Below are 23,210 nucleotides of genomic sequence, written 5' to 3'. Positions count from 1 at the left end.
GCCGCCCCGTGCACCACCCTCGCGCCACCGAAGGAGAAACCATGAGCACACTTGACCTCGCTGTCATCCCCGGAGACGGGATTGGGCAGGAAGTTGTACCCGAGGGCCTCAAGGTTCTTCGGGCGGCCCTGGAAAGCACGGGGCGTAACCTCGTCACGACCGACTACAACCTCGGCGCGAGCCGCTGGCACGACACCGGCGAAACGCTGACGGATGAAGACCTGGACGCGCTTAAGCGCCACGACGCCCTGCTACTGGGTGCCGTCGGACACCCGAGCGTGCCCTCGGGCGTTCTCGAGCGCGGACTCTTGCTCAAGCTCCGGTTTGCGTTCGAGCACTACGTGAACCTCCGCCCTACGACTCTCTTCCCGCACGTGGATTCCCCACTTGCGAACCCTGGCACGGTCGACTTCGTCGTCGTGCGCGAGGGAACCGAGGGGGCGTACGTTGGCGCCGGCGGGGTGCTTCGCGAGGGGAGCGCTGACGAGGTTGCGACCGAGGTGTCAATCAATACTGCCCACGGCGTTGAGCGCGTCGTGCGCTATGCCTTCGAGCTTGCCGCAAAGCGCCGCGGGAAGCTCACCCTCGTGCACAAGCACAACGTGCTCGTGCACGCCGGGCGTCTTTGGAAACGCATCGTCGAGAACGTGGCCGGCGAGTATCCCGATGTCGAGGTTGATTACTCGCACATCGATGCGATGATGATCTACCTCGTTCAGGATCCTTCGCGTTTCGACGTGATCGTGACGGACAACCTCTTTGGCGACATCATTACCGATCTTGCGGGTGCGATCTCTGGCGGCATCGGGCTTTCGGCTTCCGGCAACCTGAACCCCACGGGTGAGTTTCCGTCGATGTTTGAGCCCGTGCACGGAAGCGCCCCCGACATCGCGGGCAAGGGCATTGCGAATCCCACCGCGACGATCCTCTCCGTTGCGCTCCTTCTCGAGTCAATCGGTGAGGACGCGGCCGCGCAGCGCGTGCGCGAGGCCGTGACCGAGGATCTCGCGGAGAACCCGGGCTCCGCGCGTACGTGCGCGCAGATCGGGGACGCAATCGCGCAGGCTGTTCGGGAAAAGGCGCATGCAGCCTCGTAAACTGGGGAAATCAACGATTAAAGGTGAGAGGAATAGAAGCCCATGGGTGAATACCGCGCAAGCTCGGCTCCGCGTCGAATCTCGAACGAGGAGCGTGAGCGCATCCTCAAGGATCCCGGCTTCGGCGACAACTTCACCGATTACATGGCCCATCAGCGGTGGACCGAAGCCGAAGGCTGGAGCGAGGGTGAGATTCTTCCGTACGGCCCCCTCTCACTCCAACCTGCCGCTGCGGTTTTCCACTACGCTCAGGAAATTTTCGAGGGACTCAAGGCCTTCCGGCACGCCGACGAAAGCGTGTGGACCTTCCGCCCCGAGAAGAACGCCGCGCGTATCCAGAACTCGGCGAGGCGCCTCGCGCTACCCGAGATTTCGACCGAGGACTTCCTCGCCTCGCTGCGAGGCGTCGTGAGCGCCGATGAGCCGTGGGTTCCCACGGGTGGCGAGTCGAGTCTCTACCTTCGCCCGTTCATGTTCGCCTCGGAAAGCTTCCTCGGTGTGCGTGCGGCGCACATGGTCGACTACTACGTGATCGCTTCGCCTGCCGGTAACTACTTCCCGCGCGGCGTGCAGCCCCTCGTCGTCTGGGTCTCGCCGCTCGCCGCCCGCGCGGGCCGTGGCGGTACGGGCTTTGCCAAGTGCGGCGGCAACTACGCGAGCTCGCTCCAGGGCAAGTATGAGGCGGCCAAGGCGGGCGCCGATGAGGTCATGTTCCTTGACTCGGAGACACACTCGAACATCGATGAGCTCTCGGGCATGAATATTTTCGTCGTCTACGCCGATGGTCGCATCGTGACGCCCACGCTCACCGGGTCGATCCTTCCGGGCGTGACGCGCGAATCGATCCTTACGCTCGCCGCCGATCGTGGCCTTAGCCCGAGCGAAGAGTCCGTCAACTACGAGGCGCTCACCGCCGATATCGCTGCGGGCCGCGTGACGGAAATGTTCGCGTGCGGTACAGCAGCCGTGATCAACCCGATCGGCGAGCTGCGTGATGAAAAGGCCACGTGGACAATCGGCAACGGTGGCAGCGGCGAGGTCACGATGGCCCTTCGAGAAGAGCTGACGGGCATCCAGTACGGCCGCGTTGAGGACCGCCACGGCTGGCTCACGCGCCTCGTGTAACGCCGCACTACCCGATCCGTTTCTTTCTTCAGCACCTCGGAGGTCACGGCAGTGTTCCACCTGTACGACACGACCCTGCGCGACGGCTCCCAGCAAGAAGGGCTCACGCTTAGCGTCGAGGACAAACTGCAGGTCGCAAGGCTCCTCGATGAGCTCGGCGTGACCTATATCGAGGGTGGCTGGCCAGGTGCAGTTCCGAAGGACACAGAATTTTTCGCGCGTGCGAAAAAGGAGCTCTCTTTGACAAACGCCCGGCTCGCGGCCTTCGGGGCGACCCGCAAGAAGGGGTGTGCCGCGAGCGAGGATCCGCAGCTGCGGGCGCTCGTGGATTCAGGAGCGCCGACGGTCACTCTCGTGGCAAAGTCTGATCTTCGGCACGTCGAATCGGCGCTGCGCACGAGCGCCGAGGAGAACCTCGCGATGGTGCGCGAGAGCATTGAGTTTCTCCGTGGTCACGGCCGCGAGGTGTTCATCGACGCCGAGCATTTTTTCGACGGCTACGCTCACGATGCCGACTACGCGGTGCGCGTCGTAGCCGAGGCCTTGCGCGCCGGGGCGGCGATCGTCATTTTGTGCGATACGAATGGTGGAATGCTTCCGCATCAGGTGAGTGCGATCATCACGGATGTGCGTGCACGGCTCGAAAAAGCAGGGCTCGAGAGCGACCGTCTCGGTGCCCACATGCATAACGATTCCGGCTGCGCGATCGCGAACACGATCGCCGCCGTAGAAGCGGGCGCGGTGCATGTTCAGGGCTGCGTGAACGGCTATGGCGAGCGGACGGGCAACGCCGATCTCATTCCGGTTCTCGCCAATCTTCAGCTCAAGCTCGGGCGAAAGCTCGTGAGCCCCGAACAGCTTGGCGATGCGACACGGATCGCCCACGCAATCGCGGAGATCGCGAATATTCCCGCGTACGCACGCGCGCCGTACGTGGGAGCGAGCGCATTCGCGCATAAGGCTGGCCTGCACGCGAGCGCGATCCGCGTGGATCCAGATCTGTACCAGCACATGGATCCAACGGTCGTGGGCAATGACATGCGCATGATCATCTCGGACATGGCGGGCAAGGCGTCGATCGAACTCAAGGGGCGCGAGCTCGGCTACGACCTCTCCGGTGAGGACGCCACACTCGCCCTGCTCGCCCAGACAGTCAAGGGGCGCGAAGCCGAGGGATACAGCTACGAGGCGGCCGACGCCTCCTTCGAGATGCTCGTGCTCCACGTTCTCGGGGACCTTCCCACCTACGTTGAGGTGGAGTCGTGGCGCACCTCCTCCCACCAGCTCCGCGACGGATCGCTCGAATCGGAAGCAACCGTGCGCCTCAGCACGGCTCCCGGTCACCGAAGCGTGACGATCGCCGAAGGCAACGGCCCCGTGAATGCCCTCGACAAGGCCCTTCGTGAGGCGCTCGTGGACACCTATCCCGAGATTGCCTCGTTCGCACTCGTCGACTTCAAGGTGCGTATCCTCGACTCCCAGCAGGGCACCGACGCGACGACTCGCGTGCTCGTGACGAGCCAGGCTCCCTTTGGCCGCTTCACGACGGTTGGCGTGGGCCCGAACATTATCGAGGCCTCGTGGGAGGCACTTTTCGACGCCTATTGGTATGGCCTCCACAAGCTCCGCGTGGCCCCAGCGCGCGAAAGCGGAAGATCGCTCTAGAGCATCGCTTCGAGGTCTTTCAGCTTGTGGATCCTGAATGGATAGCAGTGCCAGCGGTAGGCGGGACCACATCTCAAGCCCGCAGTGAGAAGGGCGGAAGGGGAGCCGGGAGGCCCGTGGTGGTGGGGCGTGAAGAAGGGTGGAAGCCATGTGCTCTCTCTAGGGGGAGGGGGAACCGTTCTGTGCTTATGGCATTTCCACCCCTACTCGCGGGCAGCAAGCCAGCTTCTCGGAGCATCGCTACGTGCGTCGTAACGGTGCGGGGAGTGCAGCCCACTTCTTCCGAGATCTCGCGGCGGGGTGGTATACGTCCGGTATCGCTATAGCTACTGGAGACGTCGAGGTGGATGCGACCGCGCGTCTCGTTGCCCTGTACCCAGTGCGACAGATGTGTCGCAAAAGTGCACTTTTGGGCCCATTGGGAACCGTAAAAGTCCCGCGAGTAACTGTCATGCTGGGGTGCCCCAGTTCAGTACGCAGCTCGCGCGGGGGCGCGCGGCGCCCTCAACGGTGGAGGCCTCTCCATCGGGGGCACGGGCACGTCGGTCCCCACGCCCTCCACCTCCTCCTCGGGCAGCGTCGGGCAGAGCATTGTCGACGCCGCTCGCACCCAGATCGGCACCTCCTACTCCTGGAGCTCGAGCAGCCCGGGGGTGGGCTTCGACTGCTCGGGGCTGACCCAGTACGCCTACAAGCAGGCCGGCATCGATCTGCCGCGCACCTCCGGTCAGCAGGTCAACGCCGGCACCTCGATCTCGAAGTCCGCGGCCCAGTCCGGCGATCTGGTGGTCTGGCCCGGTCACATCGGCGTCTACGCCGGCGGTGACAAGGTCGTCGACGCGGGCCGCTCCGCGGGCGCCGTCACCGAGCGCACGATCTGGGGATCCCCCACCTTCATCAGCTTCCGCTGAGCACCAGCGACACCGACGGGGCGCGGACCGCCTCCCGGTGGTCCGCGCCCCCTCTGTGTCGGGTTGCCGCTCCGGGGGGAAGGGGTGGGCAGCTCGGTGGGGTTAGGCGTGGAGGCTGCCTGCGGCCTCGCGTTCATGCACGGACGGGCTCTCCAACTGGATGGTGGCGTGCTCGATCGCCACCGGGAAGTGTGTTCTGACGCAGAGGTGGACGTCTTCGAGGATCCGCAGCGCGTGGGCGGATTCGAAGCACTCCTCGCTGACCACGACGTGGGCCGAGATGACGGGCAGGTTACTGCCAATCGCGGAGGCATGCAGGTCGTGAACGTCCTGGACGTGATCCAGGGCGAGGATGTGCTCGCGAACTTGATCGAGATCGACCCCCTGGGGGGTGTACTCCATGAGGATGTGCACCGTCGCGCGCAGGATGCGGAACGCTCGGGGCACGATCAGCGCAGCGATGAACAGCCCTGCCAGAGCGTCGGCCTGCTGGAACCCGGTGAACTGGATGACCAGCGCGGCCGTGATGACGCCGAGCGATCCGAGGGCATCGTTGAGGACCTCGAGGAACGCGGCGCGCATGTTCAGGCTGGAGTTCTTCCCCCCGGCCAGGACGAGGATCGCAGCGATGTTCGCGATCAGCCCGATCACCCCGAAGGCGAGCAGCTCCCCGGAAGGGACCTCGGGGGGCTCGGTCAGCCGCGAGATGCCCTCGATTGCTGTATAGGCTCCCACCACGATCAAGAGGGTGGCCTGGGCCAGGGCGGCCAACACTTCGATGCGGGCGAATCCCCAGGTGCGTTGGCTGCTGGCCGGGCGCAGCATCATGGTCGCCGCGATCAGGGCCACCAGCAGCCCCGAGGCATCGACCAGCACGTGTGCCGTGTCGGTGAGCAGAGCAAGGCTTCCGGTGACGACACTGCCGAGGGCTTGCGCGAGCATGATGACAGACGTAATGCCAAACGCGATCGCCAGGCGAACCCGGGCCGTGTCCGGTGAAGCATGGTGGTGGGAGTGCTCTCCCTCGCTCGCCATCACAGCTCCCCTTCCTCAAGCTCAGCGTGGTCACAGTGGGCTTTGAGGGAGAGCGACGCCCCGGAAGCGGCCAGCAGCGTCTCCGCGGTCTCCAGCAGGTCCGTGAGCCGGGCCGGATCAGCCAGGGCGAACCACGAGGCCCGTCCCTCAGTGCGCACGGTGACCAGACCACAGTCACGCAGGCACGCCAGGTGCTTACTCACGGTGGACTGCGCCAGGTGCATGTGCTCTACGAGGCCACGGACCCGGTGCTCACCGGTCGAGAGGTGCTGAAGGAGGGCCAATCGAGTGGGCTCGGACAGGGCATGGAACAGCGCAGCATGGCCGTCCGCGACCTCGAACGGAGCGTTGTCCACCACCGGAATCATCGTCATGTGCCGATTGTATCGTCATAAAGCGATATTGCAAGGGGTGTGGTCCTTGGCGGCAGCGCGAGCTGGGGCGCGCCCCGGTGCGGAGCCAAGGGCCAGCTCGGGGCGACTCGGAACTAGACTCGATGCGCCCCGCGGGCACGATCATCGTGGTCGTGCGAGGGCACTAGGGAAGGGGAGTTGCGACAGTGGACACAACGACGAGTAGACGTGCGGTGCTTCTTCCGCTTGCCGCACCGGGGCTGCTGCCGGTGGCCTCCGCGCACGACACCCTGTGCTGTCTCCTGTCCGACGCTGCCGTACCTACCTCCGGTCAGGCTAGCCAGGAACCAACCCTCCGAAGATCTCAGCAACCTCGTCGAGTCCGAACCGGGCCAACCCGTTGCACACCCCCGACACGCCCTCAGGGCTGGTTGGCTCGCTGTCGCTACGTCAGAGCCCGAAGGCTCCGCCGCTGACGAGGATCACGATGCCGAGGCCGATGAGAACGATGGGAAAGAGGATGTCCTCCCAGCGTTCGAGCACTTCCGCGATCGGGGGGCGGGTGGCGACGAACTTTGCCAAGGCCACCAGGACCGCAACGAGCGCGAGGAAGACGATGCAGTAGGCGACTACTGCGAGAGGTTCCACGCTAAGGAATACAGGGGTGTAGACACCGATGTTGTCGCCGCCATTGGCAAAAGTGACGCCTGCGACTGTCCAAACGCCGACCTTCTTGCCGGCAACCTTGGCCTCGTCGTCATCGTCGTCATCGTCTCCGCGCCAAGCCTGCCATGCGGCCCAGAGGCCGAGGCCCAGCGGGATGAGACCAAAATATGGAATGACTGCCGGAGGCAGAAATGCTCCGGCACCGATGGTCACAAGGATCGCGGCACCGAGGATGCCGGCAAATCCGAGGTACTGGCCGGCCAAAATACGGGCGGTGGTGCCGCTCTGGCGTGCCCCTCGCGCGAAGAAGAGGGCGAGCACGATGATGTCGTCGATGTTGGTAGCTGCGAACAGGCCTATCGCCTGCAAGACCGTGGTGAGATTCATGCGCCCTCCCCAGCTACGTTGCATTCGGGAAGCGAGCAGGCGGGGTCGATGCACGGGGCGTCTTCGTCCACTGCCAGGGTGGCATCGACCAGTGCCGTCAGCGCCTGCGCCAGGTGCGAATCGGCGATCTCGTATCGTGTCCGGCGACCCTCGGGCTCGGAGACGACGATCCCGCAATCGCGCAGGCATGCCAGGTGGTTGGACACGTTCGGTTGTGTCAGGTCCAGATCTCGGGATAGTTCCGCCGGGTAAGCGGGATGGTCGAGCAGGGTCAAGATGATCCGGGATCGAGTGGGGTCGGCCAGTGCACGACCCAGGCGGTTCATCACGTCCAGACGCGAAGCAATAGTCAACATACACTGAACTATACAGTGCGCACTGAACAGTTCGTGACCGGTGGCCTGGTGTTCTCGGTCTCTTGCTCCCAAGAAGCTACAGCTCCGTGGCACAGCAGGGTTGTCCTACTGGGGTACCCCATTGCAACAGCATCTCGTTGAGCGCGAACCAACACCCCTCGACCTCTATAGTTGGGTCATGCCAACAGGACCAAAACACTGGAAGCACACAGAGGTCGGAGACGGGACCGACGACACCTGGGCCGAAGAATGCCGATGCATGATCGGTGAAGACCACTATGTTGGCGCCGACTCTCCGATGAGCGAGATGCTCAGCGAAGTCGACGCTGAGGACATCTATCTCTCCAGCGGGATGGACCCCGACTACGACTTCCGCTGAACATCCCCTCGAGTCCAACCTCTGCTCACCGAGCGCCGCGTCAGTCCAGGCCCCCAAAGACGGTGGCTTCGTCGTGTTGTCCCTCATGGGTGGCGACCTGCGCTGGTGACGTTAGGTGGGAGGTCTGGCAAATGACCTTTTCTTGGGCCCTCCTGGCGAGATTCGGATGGAGGCGCAGGAGCGGGGAGCCGGCAGGGCATCGTGGAATACCGGAGCCGCGCGAGGATATGCCGCGAAAGGCCTTTGGCCTGACCCCCCTTGGGTAGGGCGCCGGGCCGCGGGAGAAGGGTGAGGAAAAGAGGGAAAGCCGTGTGCCCTCCCAGGGGGGAGGGGGAACCGTTCTATGCTTACGGCCTGACCCCCCTAGAGAAGATGCCGCACCTCGCGGAGATAGCGCTTCGCGGTGGACTCAGACAGTCCAAATTCCTGCATGACTTCCCGTCGCGTGGGCTGGGTGCCCGACTCGACAATCTGCCTGCTGAGAAACGCCAACACCTCGGCCTTCGAAGCCCTCGCCTGCTGCGCTCGGCGTTTGTTGGCGGCTTCGAGGGGTTTGCGGGCGTTGGTGTGGTACTCGGTTTGGGTGGGGTCGGTCCAGCGTTGTGCGGATTTTTTGCCGCCGCGTGAGCCGAAGGTGCGTAGTGCGCTGCGTTCGGTGGGGGTGACGTGTTGGGTGGAGCTGAGGCCTGTTCCGGCCTCTTTGACGGTCTTGTTGGTGGTGGCGTAGGCGCGGACGCGGCGGGCCATGGTGAGGCGGTCGCGCATGGGGGCATTTCGTCGGGGCGGCCTAGGGTGTCTTGGGCGTGGGCGATGCGGCAGGCGTGTTCGTAGGCGTCGATGATGAGGGTGTCTTTGAGGCGTTGGCCGCGTTTGTGGGCGCGGTGTGCGGTTTTGAGTGCGTGGCGGAAGGCTGTTTCGTCGCGTTGTGGGGTGCCTGCTGCGTCGTAGAGGACACGCACGCCTTGAATATAGGACGGGTCGTGGCGCTCGAGTTCTTCGACGCTGAGGCTGTCGAGCTCGTCGGAGAGGGCGCGCATGCGCTGAGCGCGTACACGGTTGGCTTTGGCTTGAAGGATCAGATCTGTCACGGTTTTCGCGGGTGTGGGGGTTTGTCGGGGGCTGTGGTGAGTGCGGCGAGTTGTTCGAGCATCGCTTCGAAGGACCGCCTTGCGTTCTCGGCCGAGCCGGCTTCGAGCCTTTCGCGGCGCGCGCCGTCGCCAAGGATGCTGAGGAGCCTTTCGAGTGCCTCGACCTGGGCCATCCCGTTGCCGGCAACGATAAAGACGGCGAGGCGCACCTGGAGCGCTCCGGCGTCGGAATCTCCCATTGCACCGAACGCGAGGGGCTCAGCGAGCCTTACCACCACGAGAGCATCCTTAAGGGTGTGGGTCTCGTCAGCGTGGGGTATCGCGACGGGCGGTTCGAGCGGGAGGCCGGTGGGGTAGAGCTGCTCGCGCGCGAGTAAGGCCTCGACCCACGACGACGTCACGCATGCGTCGGCCTCGAGGTGTCTCGCCACGAACCGGGTGAGCGAGGCGAAGCTCGTGCCCGCGTCTTTCGGGACGTCGAGCACGTATGCACGTGGCGGCGTCACCGCCAGGGCGCCTTCACGATGTCTCCGACGTACTCGAGGGTGAGTGCGAGCTCGCCCTCCTCGTCGGTCTGTTCGAGGTCCACGATCGCCTGCATCACGAAGTCGTGATCGCCTTCGGGATCGACGATGGTCTGCGTGACGAGCCAACGCTTCGACTCTTGCTCGAGGCGGAGGTATTGGTGTGCGCGGGCGCGATCCTCGATCACGACGTGATCGTGTGCGTCGTAGAAGTCGTCCATGGCTTCGCCCCAGCGATCCGCGTCCCACCCACTCGCGCCATCGAGTTCACCGAGTTGCTCCTCGCGCTCGAACGCGAAGTCTTCCACTCGTCGCCACATCGCGGCGCGCACCATTTGCGTGAGCACCTTGGTCTGCGCGCTCAGACTGCGTGGTGAATCGGGGCGTACTTCGCTCGCGGCATCCGTATCGTTGTCGGGGTTGGTGAGTGCCTCCCACTCGTCAAGAAGCGAGGAGTCAACACCCCGGACGAGAACACCGAGCCATTCGATGACGTCCTCGAGCCCTTCGGTTCGAAGCTCGACTGGGAGTGTGCGCCGGAGGGCTTGATAGGCGTCGGAAAGGTAGCGAAGCACGATGCCCTCGGAGCGCATGAGCTTGTAGCGCGAGACGAACTCGCTGAACGTCGCGCCCGTCTCGTAGAACTCGCGCACGATTTTCTTGGGGGAGAGGTCGTGCACGTTGATCCACGGCCTGTTTTTCGCGTAGATCTCGAGGGCTGCGGTGAGTTCTTCTTCGAGCGGCTTTGGCCAGGTCACTTCGTCGAGCCGGGCCATGCGCTCGGTGTAGTCGACGCCGTCAGCCTTGAGCTCGGCGAGCAACGCACTCTTCGCCGCATTTTGCTGCGCGAGCAGAATCTGGAACGGGTCTTCCAGGATCGCCTCGATGATCGAAACCGAGTCCATCGTGAGAGTCGGGGAGTCCTCGTCGAGGATATCGAGGGCTGCGATCGCGAATGCCGCGAGCGGCTGGTTCATCTGGAAGTCCCACTGGAGGTCGTCCACGAGTGTGACGGTGCGACCGAGGTGATCGGGCTCGTCGCGTACCGTGATGATCTCCGCTTCCTTGAGGCCGCGGAATAGCTCGAGAGCACGGCGCTTGAGCGCGAATTTTTGGGCGCGGCTCTGGTGGCTTTCGTCGATGAGGTGCTGAGCCGCCTTGAGAGCGCTTCCGGGGCGAGAGATCAGCGCGAGGAGGATCGAACTCGTCATCGCCATGTGCGGCTTCAGTTCCGACGGTTGCTCTTCACTCAGCTTCCTGAGGTTGTCCTCGGTCCAGTTCACCCGGCCCTCGGGGATGCGCATTTTCGGCTCGCGCTGCTTCTTTTTCTTCGCATTATTGGGGGTAGCGCCGCGTTCGGCACGCTTCGCGAAACGTTCTTTTTCTTTTTCGAACTCGACGGTCCACTCGGGAGCCTGGACGACGACGTGGCCCACGGTGTCGTAGCCCGCGCGTCCCGCCCGGCCAGCGATTTGGAGGAACTCGCGTGTATTGAGAAGACGCTGACGGCGGCCATCGAACTTCGCGAGCCCCGTCATCAGAACCGTGCGGATCGGAACGTTAATCCCCACCCCGAGGGTGTCGGTGCCCGCGATGACCTTGAGCAGCCCCGACTGGGCGAGTCGCTCAACGAGGCGGCGATACTTCGGGAGCATGCCGGCGTGGTGAACGCCGATACCCTCGCGCACGAGCTTCGAGAGGATCGAGCCAAAGCCGCGCGAGAAGCGGAAATCACCGATGAGCTCGCGGATCTTGTCTTTTTCCTCGCGCGTAAGAATCTTCGTGCCGAGCAGGTGCTGTGCCTGTTCGAGTGCGTCTTTCTGGGTGAAATGGACGATGTAGACGGGCGCGTCGCGGTTGTCGAGGATCTCTGTGATCGTCTCGGGAAGGTCGGTCGTCGCCCAACGGAAATCGAGGGGAACGGGGCGTTCGGCCCCCGCGATCGTACTCACGCTCCTGCCTGTGCGCGTCTCGAGGTCCTTTTCGAAGAAGGTCACGTCACCGAGGGTCGCGCTCATGAGCACGAACTGCGTGCGCGGGAGCTCGATCAGAGGCACCTGCCAGGCCCAGCCGCGCTGCGAATCGTCGTAGAAGTGGAACTCATCCATGACGACGAGGCCGATATCGCTCGTCTCACCGTCGCGAAGCGCATGATTCGCGAGAATCTCAGCCGTGCACACGATGATCGGGGCCTCGTGGTTCACGGACGAATCGCCCGTCATCATGCCGACGTTCTCAGCCCCAAACATCGAGACGATCTCGAAGAACTTCTCGCTCACGAGCGCCTTAATCGGGGCGGTGTAGTACGCGGTTTCTCCGCGCGCCATCGCGGCGTAGAGCGCCGCGTAAGCAATCGTTGTCTTTCCCGAGCCGGTGGGCGTCGCGGCAATCACGTGGTCGCCAGCGGCGATCGCGAGGAGCGCCTCCTCTTGATGGGAGTAGAGGGTGCGGCCAACCTCGGCTTGCGCCGCGATGAAACCCTCGACGATCGCATCCTCGCTCGAGGACGTGGGGAGAAAGTCGTGAAGAAGTGGCATGCCCCCATTGTGGCAGCCCCGCCCGGGCCGCTGCCTATTCGGCGGCGAGATCGACGTGAGGGATCTCGAGTTCCGCGACGACCGGGAGGTGATCCGACGCGTGCGTGCGGAGGGTCTTCGCCGAGATCGGCCGAATGTCACGACTCGCGAGAATGTAGTCGATACGTCGTAACGGAATGGGAATCACGGGGTTTGTGCGGCCGAGGAAGCGCTTGGCGAGCGGGAAGCGATGCTTCGCGGCCCACACGTCTGTGAGCCCCTTCGTGAAGACGGAATAATCGCGCGCATGCGAGGGCGCGGAATTGAGATCTCCCACGAGGACTGCGGGCTCCTCGCCCGCGAATGCGACCTCGCGCGCGGCTCGGAACTGCGCGCGTCTGGTCCGCCCCGGGCCGAGTGCGAGATGCGTGACGGCGAACGAGAAGGGGGTTCCATCGGCATCGATGCGTGTGCGTAGCACCGCACGGCGTTCGATCAGTCGGTTTTCGGGAAGACGTGCGAGGTGCGAGTCGACAATCGGGTACGAGGACAGCACCGCGATCCCGTACTGCCTGCGCGTGCTAAGCCCCACCCGCTCCGCGGAACGGCGCGACGGCTCAAGATCGATCGTGGGGGCGAACTGGGCGTGCATGTGGAGGCGGTCTGCGAGCCACGCTGCCTGATCCACGAAGTCTGAGCGCGTCCCGAAGAATCGGTCGACCTCCTGCAGGCCGATCACATCGGCCTCGAGCGACTCGAGGGCGTAAGCGGTCGCGTCGAGATCGAGAACGTTGCGGGAATTAGCGCCGTGATGAATGTTGAACGTGGCGACGCGGACGCGCGCAGTGCGTGGGGACGTGGACGGGGAAGCAGGCATACATCTATTGTGCCGCGAAACGTCGAAGAATAATGGTGTTTGGGAGACTTAGCTCGCGCAGGGGCGAGAAGACTTAGCAAATAGAGGCACGAGAGGTTCCACGGCGGCGAGGATCCGCGTGCGCAGCGCATCCGAACGATCGGCGAGAAGCCGCTGGCGCCGCACGTACTCGCGCTTACCCTCCTCAGTCTCGATGGGCACGATCCCGTATCCGTATCCTCGGCAGTCGTACGGGGAGGCCTCCATATCGAGAATCCTCAAATCCAGGGCGTGCTCGAAGCAGTCAAGTGCGATATCGCTCGGCAGCAGCGGCGCGAGCTTCATCGACCACTTGTACAGGTCCATACCCACGTGAAGGCACGCCGGGTCATCCCTCATGGGCTGACTCTCGCGAGTGGGGCGCGAGGCATTGAGCGGAGCCGCCTGCGGCGTAAAGAAACGAAACGCGTCGATATGCGAGCACACGAGACGGTTCTCTTCAACCACGCGGTTTGTTTCCTCGGCGCTCAGTCGCAAGGGAAGCGATTCATGCCGCTTCTCGCCCGGCCCGAGGCGGTACACCATCGCCCATTCGTGAAGACCAAAACACGAAAAATTCCCGGGCTTTTCGGCAAAACTCGAGTTGGACAGCAATCGGTGAATCCAGTAGGCGGCATCGCCTCGCTCGCGTGCAAATCGCTCGAGGTCCGCCGCGCGCACCGCACCCGAAGCGCCGCCCGATTGGAGCTGCATGTCGCTATACCAGCGCCGGCAGCCGTCGGAATCGACATCCCCAACTCCGCTGTGTGCCTGATCCGCCGAGGCTTCGTAACCCACCTGCCAGCCCGGATGCCAGCGCCGAAGCTGCCCCGGGCTGAAGGGGTAGTACGTGTGCAGAAAATCCTCGATCGGGTGCTTCTCGCCGCGTGCCTTTCGCTCTCGGTGCGGGGCGCTCAAACGATCCGCGCGTGCCTCGTGCTCCTCGCGTGCATGCATCGCTTCTTCCGCCGACATCACGGCGACGAAGCGACCGGGGGCAGCAGGCGAGATCGATGACGAAGACGAACGCGATGAAGAAAACACTCATTGAGTTTACGTGCCGATACGTGTGGGGCGGGCTGCGCACGGGCTGCGGATGTGAAGAAAGAGTGAGGGGTGGCCAAGGGCATAGAGGCATAGCCCGTGCAAGCCAAAGCGCGCTACTAGACTGAGGGCATGCGCATTGCACGATTCACCACTGGCTCGAACCCGATGTTCGGCATCGTCCAGGAAAAGGACGGCGTGGACATGGTGTACGGAATCTCGGGAGACCCGCTGTACACCCAGATTCAACCTAACGGCACGATCCTCCCGCTCGAGGACGTCCGCCTCCTCGCCCCTGTGATCCCGAGGTCGAAGGTCGTTGGCGTTGGCAAGAACTACGCGGAGCACGCGCGTGAGATGGGCGGCGAAGCTCCCGAACGACCGCTGCTGTTCCTCAAGCCGAACACGTCGGTGATCGGCCCTAACGATCCGATCGTTTACCCCGCTGATGCCGCGGAGCTCAGCTTTGAGGCCGAGCTCGCGGTCGTTATCAAAACCCTCGCGAAAAACATCCCGGCCGATCGCGCCTCGGACGTCATCCTGGGCTACACGTGCGCGAATGATCTCACGGTGCGCGATGCCCAGCGCGAAGAGTCCCAGTGGTTCCGCGCGAAAGCCTTCGACACCTCGTGCCCGCTCGGGCCGTGGATCGAAACGGACCTTGATACCGCGAACGCGCGCATCCGCTCGCGCGTGAACGGCGAGGTCAAACAGGACGGCACGAGCGCCGACATGCTGCGCCGCATCCCCGAGATCATCGAGGAGATCACGCGCTCGACGACCCTTCTTCCCGGCGACGTCATCCTCACCGGCACGCCCGCGGGCGTCGGGCTCGTGAACGTCGGTGACACCGTCGACATCGACATCGACGGAATTGGCACCCTCACGAACCGCATAGTGTCGCCCGAAGATCTCGAGGCCTAAGACCACATCCGGGGATCTCACCCCGCCAACCTCTCGAAGGAGAACACCCACGTGAGCGCTGAGAACATCGATCTCGCGAGCCTTCCCGCCCTCGACAGCACGCGCGGCCACAGTGAGGTCCGCGTGCGCTTTTGCCCGTCGCCAACCGGCACGCCGCATATCGGCATGGTGCGCACCGCCCTGTTCAACTGGGCCTACGCGAAACGCACGGGTGGCACGCTCGTGTTCCGCATCGAGGACACCGACCAAGCGCGCGATAGCGAAGAAAGCTACAACCAGCTTCTCGATGCGATGCGATGGCTTGGCATTACGTGGGACGAAGGCGTGGACGCGGGCGGCGAGGACGGTCCCTATCGCCAGTCGCAGCGCGGTGAGATTTACCAGGACGTCATCCAAAAGCTCAAGGACGGCGGCTACATCTACGAGTCGTTCTCGACTCCCGAGGAAATCCAGCAGCGCCACATTGCCGCTGGCCGCCCGAAGGAATCGGGGTACGACGGTTTCGATCGTGACCTGACCGAAGAGCAGAAGGCAGCGTTCCGCGCCGAAGGACGTGAGCCCGTGTGGCGTGTGCGAATGCCCGATGAAGACATCACGTTCAACGACCTCGTGCGCGGCGAAATCACGTTCAAAGCCGGCTCGACCCCCGACTACGTCGTCGTGCGCGCGAACGGCCAGCCGCTCTACCCCCTCACGAACCCCGTCGACGACGCCCTCATGGGAATCACCCACATCCTGCGCGGCGAAGACATCCTCAGCTCGACGCCCCGGCAGATCGTGCTGTTCGAAGCACTCAAGAAGATCGGCATCGCGAAGTTCACGCCCGAATACGCACACCTTCCCTACGTGATGGGGGAGGGCAACAAGAAGCTCTCCAAGCGCGATCCCGAGTCGAGCCTTTTCCTCTACCGCGACGAGGGCTTCGTGCCCGAGGGAATGATCAACTATCTCTCGCTGCTTGGCTGGGGCTACAGCGGCGATCAGGACATCTTCACGCGCGAACAGTTCGTCGCGAAGTTTGATGTTGCCGACGTGAACCCGAACCCCGCCCGCGTTGACTACAAGAAGGCGCTCGCGATTAACGCCGACCACATGCGCATGCTCGACGAGGCCGAGTTCACCGAGCGCATGATCCCGTACCTCGAAAAGGCCGGGGTTGTCGAAACCCCCATCACCGAGGACCAGCGCGCCCTCCTCGCGAAGGCGACGCCACTCGTGCAGCCGCGCATGAACCTCCTCGGTGAGGCCCCGGGGATGCTGCGCTTCCTCTTCATCGACGATGCCGATCTCGTGATCGAAGAGGACGCCCTCAAGAAGCTTGGCGACGATCCCGTTTCCGTTGTGCGCCGCGCCATCGAGGTCATCGAGGAAGGCGGCAAAGAGAACTTCACGACCGCGACGCTTGAGGCGTCTCTGCGCGAAGCGATTATCGACGGCATGGGCGTCAAGCCCCGGCTCGCGTTCGGGCCGCTTCGTTCGGGCATCTCTGGCCGTCGCGTGAGCCCGCCGCTGTTTGAATCGATGGAGCTTCTCGGCTACGAATCCACGATCGCCCGCCTTTCGTCGTTCGCCGATCTGCTCGCATCCCGGTGAGCGAAGAGACGTTCGAGTACGCGACCGGGCACGGCAGCGCGCACGCCAAGACGATTCTGATCGGCGAGCACGCTGTCGTGTACGGGCATCCCGCGATCGCCTTTCCCATTACCCACTTGAGCCTCACGGCGACGGCCAGGCTTTTGCCCTATCCGGATTCGGTCAGTACTCACGCCGGACGCATCGAGGGATCCGTCTCCGCCGAGGGGTTCGGGACGATCAGCGGCTCGTACTCGCTGACCGAAGGTTTCTCGTTCGATGATCAGACCGTTCCCGGCGATGAAGTGCGTTTCGAGAGTGGCCTCACGCTCGATGTGCCCTCGTCGCGAACGGGGGAGCGGCGTGGAAAGCGGCGCATTGCAACCGTCGGCGACCCTTCCACGGGCGCGATCTACCTCGACGTCGATACGGAAGAGGCCGAGGACGAACTCGCGCAGTCGGCACTGCGGACAATTCTCAGCCACGTGGGCGAGAAGCCTGGACGCGCCGAAGTCACGGTCGAGGGAAGCATTCCCACGGCGCGCGGCCTCGGGTCGAGTGCCGCGATGGCGAGCGCGATCGCCGTTGCCGTTGCGCGCCTATACGGTCATGAACTCACGAGCGAGGAACGTTTCGAGCTCGTGCAGTTCGTCGAACGCATCGCGCATGGAACTCCGAGTGGTCTTGACGCATACCAGACCATGGCGGATGGCCCACTGTGGTTCCAAGCAGGCAAGGCGGAACCGCTCGAACTTGCTCACGCGCCGGCGCTCGTCGTGGCCGACACGGGGCTTCCCGGCCACACCCTCGACGCGGTTCGCGGCATCCGCGAACGGCGTGAACGCGATCCCCGACTCGTGGATCATGCGCTCGAGACGATCGCTTCGCTCGCGCACACCACACGCGAAGCGCTGCGTATCGGCGATATGAGCAGCGTGGGTCGCGCAATGAACGACTGCCAGGAGATTTTGACGGAGCTCGGGGTATCGCATTCGCGGCTCGAACACCTCGTGGGGGCGGCACGCGATGCAGGCGCACTCGGTGCGAAGCTCACGGGTGGAGGCCTGGGCGGCTGCATCATCGCCCTCGCTCCTTCTCACGGCGCTGTCCCCGCGCTTTCGCGTGCGCTTTCGGCTGCCGGTGCGAAGAATGTGTGGTCAATCAACCCTGCGAGTGAGGAGAGCTCATGACCCGCGCTACCGCCGTCGCGCACCCCAATATTGCACTCGTGAAGTATTGGGGGAAAACGGATCGCGAGCTCAATCTGCCCGCGACCGGATCACTGTCGCTGACTCTCGACATATTCCCGACGACCACGACGGTCGAGGTGACGGACGATCCCCTCGACCGGGTCGTCCTCGACGGGGTTGAGCTGTCCGGTGAGGAATCTGCGCGCGTGCGCACGGTCCTTAATCGTGTGCGTGAGCTCGCGGGCTCGGGGGCGCACGCAAACGTCACCTCCACGAACACGGTTCCGACGGCTGCCGGGCTCGCCTCGAGCGCGGCCGCTTTCGCGGCGCTCGCGAAGGCTTCGAGTGTCGCGTACGGGCTTTCGCTGAGCGATGCGGAGCTTTCGCGCCTCGCGCGCCGCGGCTCCGGATCGGCATGCCGCTCAATTTTCGGCGGGCTCGCGCGCTGGAATAAAGGCACGAGTGACGACACGAGTATTGCCGAGCCCCTCGAGTGGAGCGGCGAGCCTCTTTCGATGGTCGTCGCGGTCATCTCGAGCGCGCGCAAGAAGATCGGCAGCCGCGCCGGCATGAACCACACCGTGGAGACCTCTCCCTATTTCGAGGGATGGGTTTCGTCGAACGCCGTGCTTCTGGAGCGCGCGTCGCGCGCCGTGCACGATGCGGATTTCACGAGCCTCGGCGAGATCGCGGAGATGAGCGCCCTTCGCATGCACGCCTCGATGCTCGGCGCGGAGCCGCCTGTGCGATACCTGACGGGCACGAGCTTCGCGATGATCGATGCGGTCCAGGAGCTGCGAGAGCAGGGGATCGAGGCATACGCGAGCGCCGATGCCGGACCCAACGTGAAGATTCTGTGTCGCTCGCGCGAGGCCGCTCTCGTTGCCGAGCGCCTGCGTGAGAGGATCGAAGACGTGAAGATGCATGTTGCGAACGCCGGCCCCGGTGCTTACCTCCTCGATGAGGGTGAGCGCCCGAGCGAAGCATGAGCGCTTTCGAATTCCGCGCCCCGGGAAAGCTTTTCGTCGCTGGCGAGTACGGGGTTGTGCGCGCCGGTAATCCCGCGGTGTTGATCGCCGTGGATCGCGCGGTCACGGCCCGCGTGAGTCCCGTGCGTCGCGCCTTCGGCGTGCGCGTCGCGAGCGAGCAGTGGGGCGAAGAGCGCGACTACGCTCCCGTGATTGCCGAGGCACCAGCATCCGAGCAACCGCGAGAACCTATTTTCCGCGCTCTCGACGTTTTCGTGGAGTATTACGGGCCTCTGCCCGCCCTTGATATTCACGTGTCGTCGACGCTTGATGACAGCGACGGTCGCAAGTATGGCTTTGGCTCTTCCGGCGCCGTTGTCGTCGCGACTATTGGCGCCACGGCTCGCGCCCTCAACATCGCTCTCAGCCCGCGAGAGCTTTTTAAACTTTCGGCCCTCGCCGTCCTCGACGGCAATGTGCGCGCCTCGTGTGCAGATGTCGCCACGAGTGTGCTCGGTGGCTGGGTCCTGTACCGATCATTCGATCGGGAGGCGGTGCGCGATCTGCGCGCACGCGAAGGCGTCAAGAGTGCGCTCGCCGCGCAGTGGCCGGGCCTTGCTCTTGAGTCTCTCGACGTGCCACACGCACTCAAGACCGTCATCGGCTGGAGCGGTGCGCCTGCGTCGACCCGCTCGCTCGTAGCGCAAGTCGACGATGCTGCCGGCGCGGGACGCATCGACTTCGAAGCATTCGCGCGCGAGAACGCTGCGCATGTGGAGCGTTTCGTTGAGGCGGTGCGCACGGGCTCGACGATTGACGCCATGCGCGTGCTCGAGTGCGTCCTCGCTCAATTGCGTGATCTCGACGCTGCGGCAGGAGGAAGCGAGGGGCCGCTCGGCATCGAAACGCCAGAGCTGCGCGCTATGACTGAGATCGCCGTCGCACACGGTGCCGCCGCAAAACTCTCGGGAGCTGGCGGCGGGGACTGCGTTCTTGCCCTCGCCCCGAATGCCGACGTCGCGACCGCGGTGAGACAAGCCTGGCGGCGAGCGGGAATGATCGCGCTCAACGTGGGCGTAGAACCGTCGGACCTCCACGCCCGCACACATGTGACGACCGAAAAGCAAGGAAGCGCCCATGAGTAGTTCCCGCAAAGACGATCACGTTCGACTTGCGATGGAGCAAGAGACCGCCCACCGCCGCTCACGGGACTTCGATGACGTGCGCGTGCTTCATCACGCCCTGAGCGCCGTCAATGTCGAGACCGTGAGCCTCGAGGTTGAAATAGGAGAGCGCACGTGGCCTCTGCCGTTCTATATCAACGGCATGACCGGCGGTAGCGAGTTCACCGGCAAGATTAATCAGGCACTCGCGATCGCTGCTGCGGACACGGGTATCGCGATGGCCTCAGGGTCCATGAGCGCCTACTTCAAAGATCCATCGTGCGCGCCGAGCTTCACCGTTCTTCGTGACGAAAACCCACACGGCTTCCTCATGGCGAACCTTTCAGCGAACGCAAGCCCCGAGCAGGCCTGCGAAGCGGTCGAGCTCATCGACGCCGATGCACTTCAAATCCATGTGAATGCCGTCCAAGAAATCGTGATGCCCGAGGGAGATCGCGAATTCGAGCACTGGGCCCAGCACATCGAGGCGATCGCACGGGCCGTCGATGTTCCCGTGATCGTGAAGGAGGTGGGCTTCGGGATGACGGGGGCTAGCGCACGCACGCTGTCCTCACTCGGTGTTGCCTTTGTGGACGTGGCTGGCAATGGTGGCACTGACTTCGCACGCATCGAGAGCGCGCGCCGCACCGATCAGTTCTCCCACCTCAATGGCTGGGGTCAGAGCGCCGTCGAGAGCCTGATCGATGCGCGCGGGGCGTCGCGCGACACGGGGCTCCCGCTTCTCGCGAGCGGAGGTGTTCGCACGAGCCTCGATGTCCTCAAATGCCTCGCGCTAGGGGCGAAGGCCGTGGGAGTCGCGGGCGGTTTTCTCGCGATCGTGCGCGACCACGGACCCGATGCGCTCATTGGTGAAATCCGAACGTGGAAAGAGCAACTGCGGTCGATGATGGCGCTCGTGGGCGCACGAAACGTCGACGCGCTCACGCGCACAGATCTCGTGCTCACGGGGCGCGTGCGCGAGTACGCGGAGGCGAGAGGCATCGATCTTTCCCCCTACGCGCGGCGCAGCGGAAAGGCGAATGGAGGCACTCATGAGTGACACACGCGAGCAGGGCGCTTTCGCGCAGATTCCCATGAAATGGCTCGGGCCCCTGAGGATCAGCGGAAACGTGGCCGAAGGCGAGGTCGAGGTCCCCCTCGCCACCTACGAGACGACCCTGTTTCCCTCAGTCAAGCGCGGGGCAACGGTGTCCCGGCTCGTCGAGGGCGGAATCCGCACGACCCTCGTTGACGAGCGCATGACCCGCTCGATCCTTTTCGAAGCAGATTCGGCGGCCGATGCCTACGACGCGGCGAGGCGTGTGTGCGCGGATCTGTCCTCGCTTCAGGAGGTTGTCGCCGGCACGAGCCGCTTTGCGCGCCTGATCGAAATCGCCCCCGAGATCGTCGGTAATCTCCTGTATTTGCGCCTCGAGTTCCTCACGGGCGATGCGGCTGGCCACAACATGGTGACCCTCGCCGCAGACGCCCTCATGGCGCACATCGCGAACCGCGAGAGCGCTTTGCGATACGCGAGCATCTCCGGCAACTACTGCACCGACAAGAAAACCTCGGCCGTGAACGGAATTCGAGGGCGCGGCAAGAATGTGATCGCGGAGATCGTCCTTCCCGAAGAGGTTCTGCGCCGGCGACTGCGCACGAGCGCCGAACGTATGGCGGACCTCAATGTGCGCAAGAACCTTGTGGGTGGCATCGCCGCAGGCTCCCTCAGGAGTGCCAATGCACACTACGCCAACATGCTGCTCGGGTTCTATCTCGCGACAGGCCAGGACGCCGCAAACATCGTTGAAGGCAGCCAGGGCATCACGCACACCGAACGCCGGGGCCGAGACGGCGAGGACCTGTATTTCTCGTGCACGATCCCGCATCTCATTGTCGGGTCCGTGGGCAACGGCAAAGGGCTTGATTTCGTGAGTGACAATCTCGCGCGACTGGGATGCCGCGAGGAACGCGAGCCGGGGGAGAACGCCCGACGTCTCGCGGGAATCGCCGCCGCAACAGTCCTATGCGGCGAGCTCTCGCTCATGGCCGCGCAGACCAATCCCGGCGAGCTCATGGCCGCCCACGTCCAGTTTGAAAGGAGTTCGCGATGACGCACGCGATCGGCATCACCGATATCTCAGCGGCGACGACCTCGCTCTTCTTCCCCCTCACTTCGCTCGCCGAAGCACAAGGCACGAGTCCCGGCAAGTATTTGCGCGGAATTGGCCAACATGAGATGAGCGTGCCGGGCGACGACGAAGACATTGTCACTCTCGCGGCCCGGGCGGCTGCGCCCATTATCGAGCGCCACGGCACCGAGGAGATCCGCACGCTCGTGCTCGCGACAGAGACAGGCATCGACCAGTCGAAAGCGGCGGGCATCTACGCGCACGAACTCCTCGGCCTCGAGCACAATGTCCGAGTCGTCGAGCTCAAAGAGGCATGCTATTCGGCAACCGCAGCACTCCAGTTTGCGCTCGGAATCGTGGCGCGCAACCCCGATGAAAAAGTTCTCGTGATCGCGAGCGACATTGCCCGGTACGAGCTTGATTCGAGTGGTGAGGCAACCCAGGGGGCGGGTGCGCTAGCGATGCTCGTGAGCGCTGACCCCGCGATCATGGCAATCGAGCCCGCTTCTGGTCTTTTCACCGAAAACGTCCATGACTTCTGGCGTCCCAATGACCGCACGACCGCCCTCGTCGACGGTCGCTTCTCCGTGACCGTCTACCTGCGTGCCGTGACAGAGGCATACGACGACTACGTGCGCCGCGGGGGAGCGGAGTTCTCCTCCATCGCGCGCATGTGCTTCCACCAGCCGTTCACCAAGATGGCGGCGAAGGCCATGCAGACCCTCGCGAAGCACGCGGGCGCCCAGTCGGTCGCGAGCGCCGTGTCCTCGCTTGAGGAGACCATGATTCACAACCGCCGCCTCGGCAATACGTATACGGCGTCGGTGTACATGGGGCTCTTGTCCCTTCTCGAGAACGCCGAGCTTCGTGCAGGCGAGCGGATTGGAATCTTCAGCTACGGCTCGGGCGCGGTCGCCGAGTTTTTCGCCGGCACGCTCGTCGAAGGGTATCGCGAGCATGTGCGCCCAGGTGCGCTCACGGCCCAGCTCGATGCGCGCCGAGAAATCGGCTATGAGGAGTATCGCGAACGGCACATTCGCGCGGATCGCACGGGCGATTATGAAACGCGTGTGGAGGGTGAGGGCCCATTCCGTTTGGCGGGTGTGCGCGAGTCGGTTCGGGTGTACGAAATAGCTTGAAAACAGGGTCCGACGGTTGCAGGGCCAGCGCCGGAATCCTATTCGTGTGAAAGCTTCCACAAAGGGCGCAGGAAAAGTTGC

22 protein-coding genes are annotated in these 23,210 nt (G+C 64.0%); 13 read left to right on the top strand and 9 right to left on the bottom strand.

From position 1 onward, the window contains the following. The first annotated feature begins 41 nt into the window (after positions 1-41). The 4 genes from FXY94_RS09300 to FXY94_RS11175 all read left to right on the top strand — a co-directional run bounded on the left by FXY94_RS09300 (position 42) and on the right by FXY94_RS11175 (position 4,798). Complete coding sequence (locus FXY94_RS09300; protein ID WP_016664775.1) at positions 42-1,097, top strand: 3-isopropylmalate dehydrogenase; 1,056 nt, start codon at positions 42-44, stop codon at positions 1,095-1,097. A 42-nt stretch (positions 1,098-1,139) separates the two neighbouring features. After that, positions 1,140-2,222, top strand: a complete 1,083-nt coding sequence (locus tag FXY94_RS09295) for a branched-chain amino acid aminotransferase (protein WP_016664774.1) — start codon at positions 1,140-1,142, stop codon at positions 2,220-2,222. A 51-nt stretch (positions 2,223-2,273) separates the two neighbouring features. Then, complete coding sequence (gene cimA, locus FXY94_RS09290; protein WP_016664773.1) at positions 2,274-3,887, top strand: citramalate synthase; 1,614 nt, start codon at positions 2,274-2,276, stop codon at positions 3,885-3,887. A gap of 446 nt (positions 3,888-4,333) precedes the next feature. Beyond that, positions 4,334-4,798, top strand: a complete 465-nt coding sequence (locus FXY94_RS11175) for a C40 family peptidase (protein ID WP_275438549.1) — start codon at positions 4,334-4,336, stop codon at positions 4,796-4,798. Between the two features lie 102 nt (positions 4,799-4,900). On the opposite strand, the gene FXY94_RS09280 is transcribed toward FXY94_RS11175, so the two are convergent. From FXY94_RS09280 to cmtR, 4 genes are all read right to left on the bottom strand, one after another. Further along, a complete protein-coding gene (locus tag FXY94_RS09280; protein WP_016664771.1) occupies positions 4,901-5,833 on the bottom strand; it encodes a cation diffusion facilitator family transporter in 933 nt (310 codons plus the stop codon). Next, positions 5,833-6,207: an ArsR/SmtB family transcription factor gene (locus tag FXY94_RS09275; protein ID WP_016664770.1), complete on the bottom strand. Its 375-nt coding sequence runs from the start codon at positions 6,205-6,207 to the stop codon at positions 5,833-5,835. The genes FXY94_RS09280 and FXY94_RS09275 overlap by 1 nt, the downstream gene beginning before the upstream one ends. A 429-nt stretch (positions 6,208-6,636) precedes the next feature. After that, positions 6,637-7,239, bottom strand: a complete 603-nt coding sequence (locus FXY94_RS09270) for a cadmium resistance transporter (protein WP_016664769.1) — start codon at positions 7,237-7,239, stop codon at positions 6,637-6,639. After that, a complete protein-coding gene (gene cmtR / locus FXY94_RS09265) occupies positions 7,236-7,595 on the bottom strand; it encodes a Cd(II)/Pb(II)-sensing metalloregulatory transcriptional regulator CmtR (RefSeq protein ID WP_040386570.1) in 360 nt (119 codons plus the stop codon). Before cmtR ends, FXY94_RS09270 begins: the two co-directional genes overlap by 4 nt. Before the next feature lie 178 nt (positions 7,596-7,773). Between cmtR and FXY94_RS09260 the strand changes: the two genes are divergently transcribed. Further along, positions 7,774-7,974 carry a hypothetical protein gene (locus tag FXY94_RS09260; RefSeq protein WP_016664767.1) on the top strand — a complete coding sequence of 67 codons (201 nt, stop codon included), beginning with the start codon at positions 7,774-7,776 and terminating at the stop codon, positions 7,972-7,974. Positions 7,975-8,337: 363 nt separating this feature from the next. Here the strand turns inward: FXY94_RS09260 and FXY94_RS09255 are convergent, their stop codons facing one another. The 5 genes from FXY94_RS09255 to FXY94_RS09235 form a co-directional block, all read right to left on the bottom strand. After that, a complete protein-coding gene (locus tag FXY94_RS09255; protein ID WP_016664766.1) occupies positions 8,338-8,739 on the bottom strand; it encodes a LexA family protein in 402 nt (133 codons plus the stop codon). Between the two features lie 319 nt (positions 8,740-9,058). Next, the gene (locus FXY94_RS09250; RefSeq protein ID WP_016664765.1) at positions 9,059-9,568 is read right to left on the bottom strand and encodes a PTS sugar transporter subunit IIA; all 510 of its coding nucleotides are present in this window, start codon (positions 9,566-9,568) and stop codon (positions 9,059-9,061) included. Continuing rightward, positions 9,565-12,123 carry a DEAD/DEAH box helicase gene (locus FXY94_RS09245; protein ID WP_016664764.1) on the bottom strand — a complete coding sequence of 853 codons (2,559 nt, stop codon included), beginning with the start codon at positions 12,121-12,123 and terminating at the stop codon, positions 9,565-9,567. Before FXY94_RS09245 ends, FXY94_RS09250 begins: the two co-directional genes overlap by 4 nt. 34 nt (positions 12,124-12,157) lie before the next feature. Then, positions 12,158-12,979, bottom strand: coding sequence for an endonuclease/exonuclease/phosphatase family protein (locus FXY94_RS09240; RefSeq protein WP_016664763.1), 822 nt, complete (start codon positions 12,977-12,979; stop codon positions 12,158-12,160). A 48-nt stretch (positions 12,980-13,027) separates the two neighbouring features. Beyond that, complete coding sequence (locus tag FXY94_RS09235; RefSeq protein ID WP_232049703.1) at positions 13,028-14,041, bottom strand: 3-methyladenine DNA glycosylase; 1,014 nt, start codon at positions 14,039-14,041, stop codon at positions 13,028-13,030. Between the two features lie 132 nt (positions 14,042-14,173). Here FXY94_RS09235 and FXY94_RS09230 point away from each other — a divergent pair, with 132 nt between their 5' ends. Genes FXY94_RS09230 through FXY94_RS09195 form a run of 8 tightly spaced genes read left to right on the top strand, consistent with a single transcriptional unit; the run spans position 14,174 to position 23,129 of the window. Continuing rightward, a complete protein-coding gene (locus tag FXY94_RS09230; protein WP_016664761.1) occupies positions 14,174-14,965 on the top strand; it encodes a fumarylacetoacetate hydrolase family protein in 792 nt (263 codons plus the stop codon). Between the two features lie 51 nt (positions 14,966-15,016). After that, a complete protein-coding gene (gltX, locus tag FXY94_RS09225; RefSeq protein WP_016664760.1) occupies positions 15,017-16,558 on the top strand; it encodes a glutamate--tRNA ligase in 1,542 nt (513 codons plus the stop codon). Next, positions 16,555-17,727: a mevalonate kinase gene (gene mvk, locus FXY94_RS09220; protein WP_016664759.1), complete on the top strand. Its 1,173-nt coding sequence runs from the start codon at positions 16,555-16,557 to the stop codon at positions 17,725-17,727. The genes gltX and mvk overlap by 4 nt, the downstream gene beginning before the upstream one ends. Beyond that, positions 17,724-18,716 carry a diphosphomevalonate decarboxylase gene (gene mvaD / locus FXY94_RS09215; RefSeq protein WP_016664758.1) on the top strand — a complete coding sequence of 331 codons (993 nt, stop codon included), beginning with the start codon at positions 17,724-17,726 and terminating at the stop codon, positions 18,714-18,716. Before mvk ends, mvaD begins: the two co-directional genes overlap by 4 nt. Next, positions 18,713-19,840 (top strand): phosphomevalonate kinase, encoded by a 1,128-nt coding sequence (locus FXY94_RS09210; RefSeq protein WP_016664757.1) that lies wholly within the window; start codon positions 18,713-18,715, stop codon positions 19,838-19,840. The genes mvaD and FXY94_RS09210 overlap by 4 nt, the downstream gene beginning before the upstream one ends. Next, positions 19,833-20,918 carry a type 2 isopentenyl-diphosphate Delta-isomerase gene (gene fni / locus FXY94_RS09205; RefSeq protein ID WP_016664756.1) on the top strand — a complete coding sequence of 362 codons (1,086 nt, stop codon included), beginning with the start codon at positions 19,833-19,835 and terminating at the stop codon, positions 20,916-20,918. Before FXY94_RS09210 ends, fni begins: the two co-directional genes overlap by 8 nt. Next, positions 20,911-21,972 carry a hydroxymethylglutaryl-CoA reductase (NADPH) gene (locus FXY94_RS09200; RefSeq protein ID WP_016664755.1) on the top strand — a complete coding sequence of 354 codons (1,062 nt, stop codon included), beginning with the start codon at positions 20,911-20,913 and terminating at the stop codon, positions 21,970-21,972. Before fni ends, FXY94_RS09200 begins: the two co-directional genes overlap by 8 nt. Further along, positions 21,969-23,129: a hydroxymethylglutaryl-CoA synthase gene (locus FXY94_RS09195; RefSeq protein WP_016664754.1), complete on the top strand. Its 1,161-nt coding sequence runs from the start codon at positions 21,969-21,971 to the stop codon at positions 23,127-23,129. The genes FXY94_RS09200 and FXY94_RS09195 overlap by 4 nt, the downstream gene beginning before the upstream one ends. Positions 23,130-23,210: the final 81 nt, after the last annotated feature.

It is taken from the genome of Dermabacter jinjuensis, from assembly GCF_902381725.1.
In the GTDB taxonomy this organism is placed as follows: Bacteria; Actinomycetota; Actinomycetes; order Actinomycetales; family Dermabacteraceae; genus Dermabacter; species Dermabacter hominis.
The sequence above is the reverse complement of the archived record's forward strand: the minus strand, read 5'-3'. Positions and strand labels throughout refer to the sequence as shown.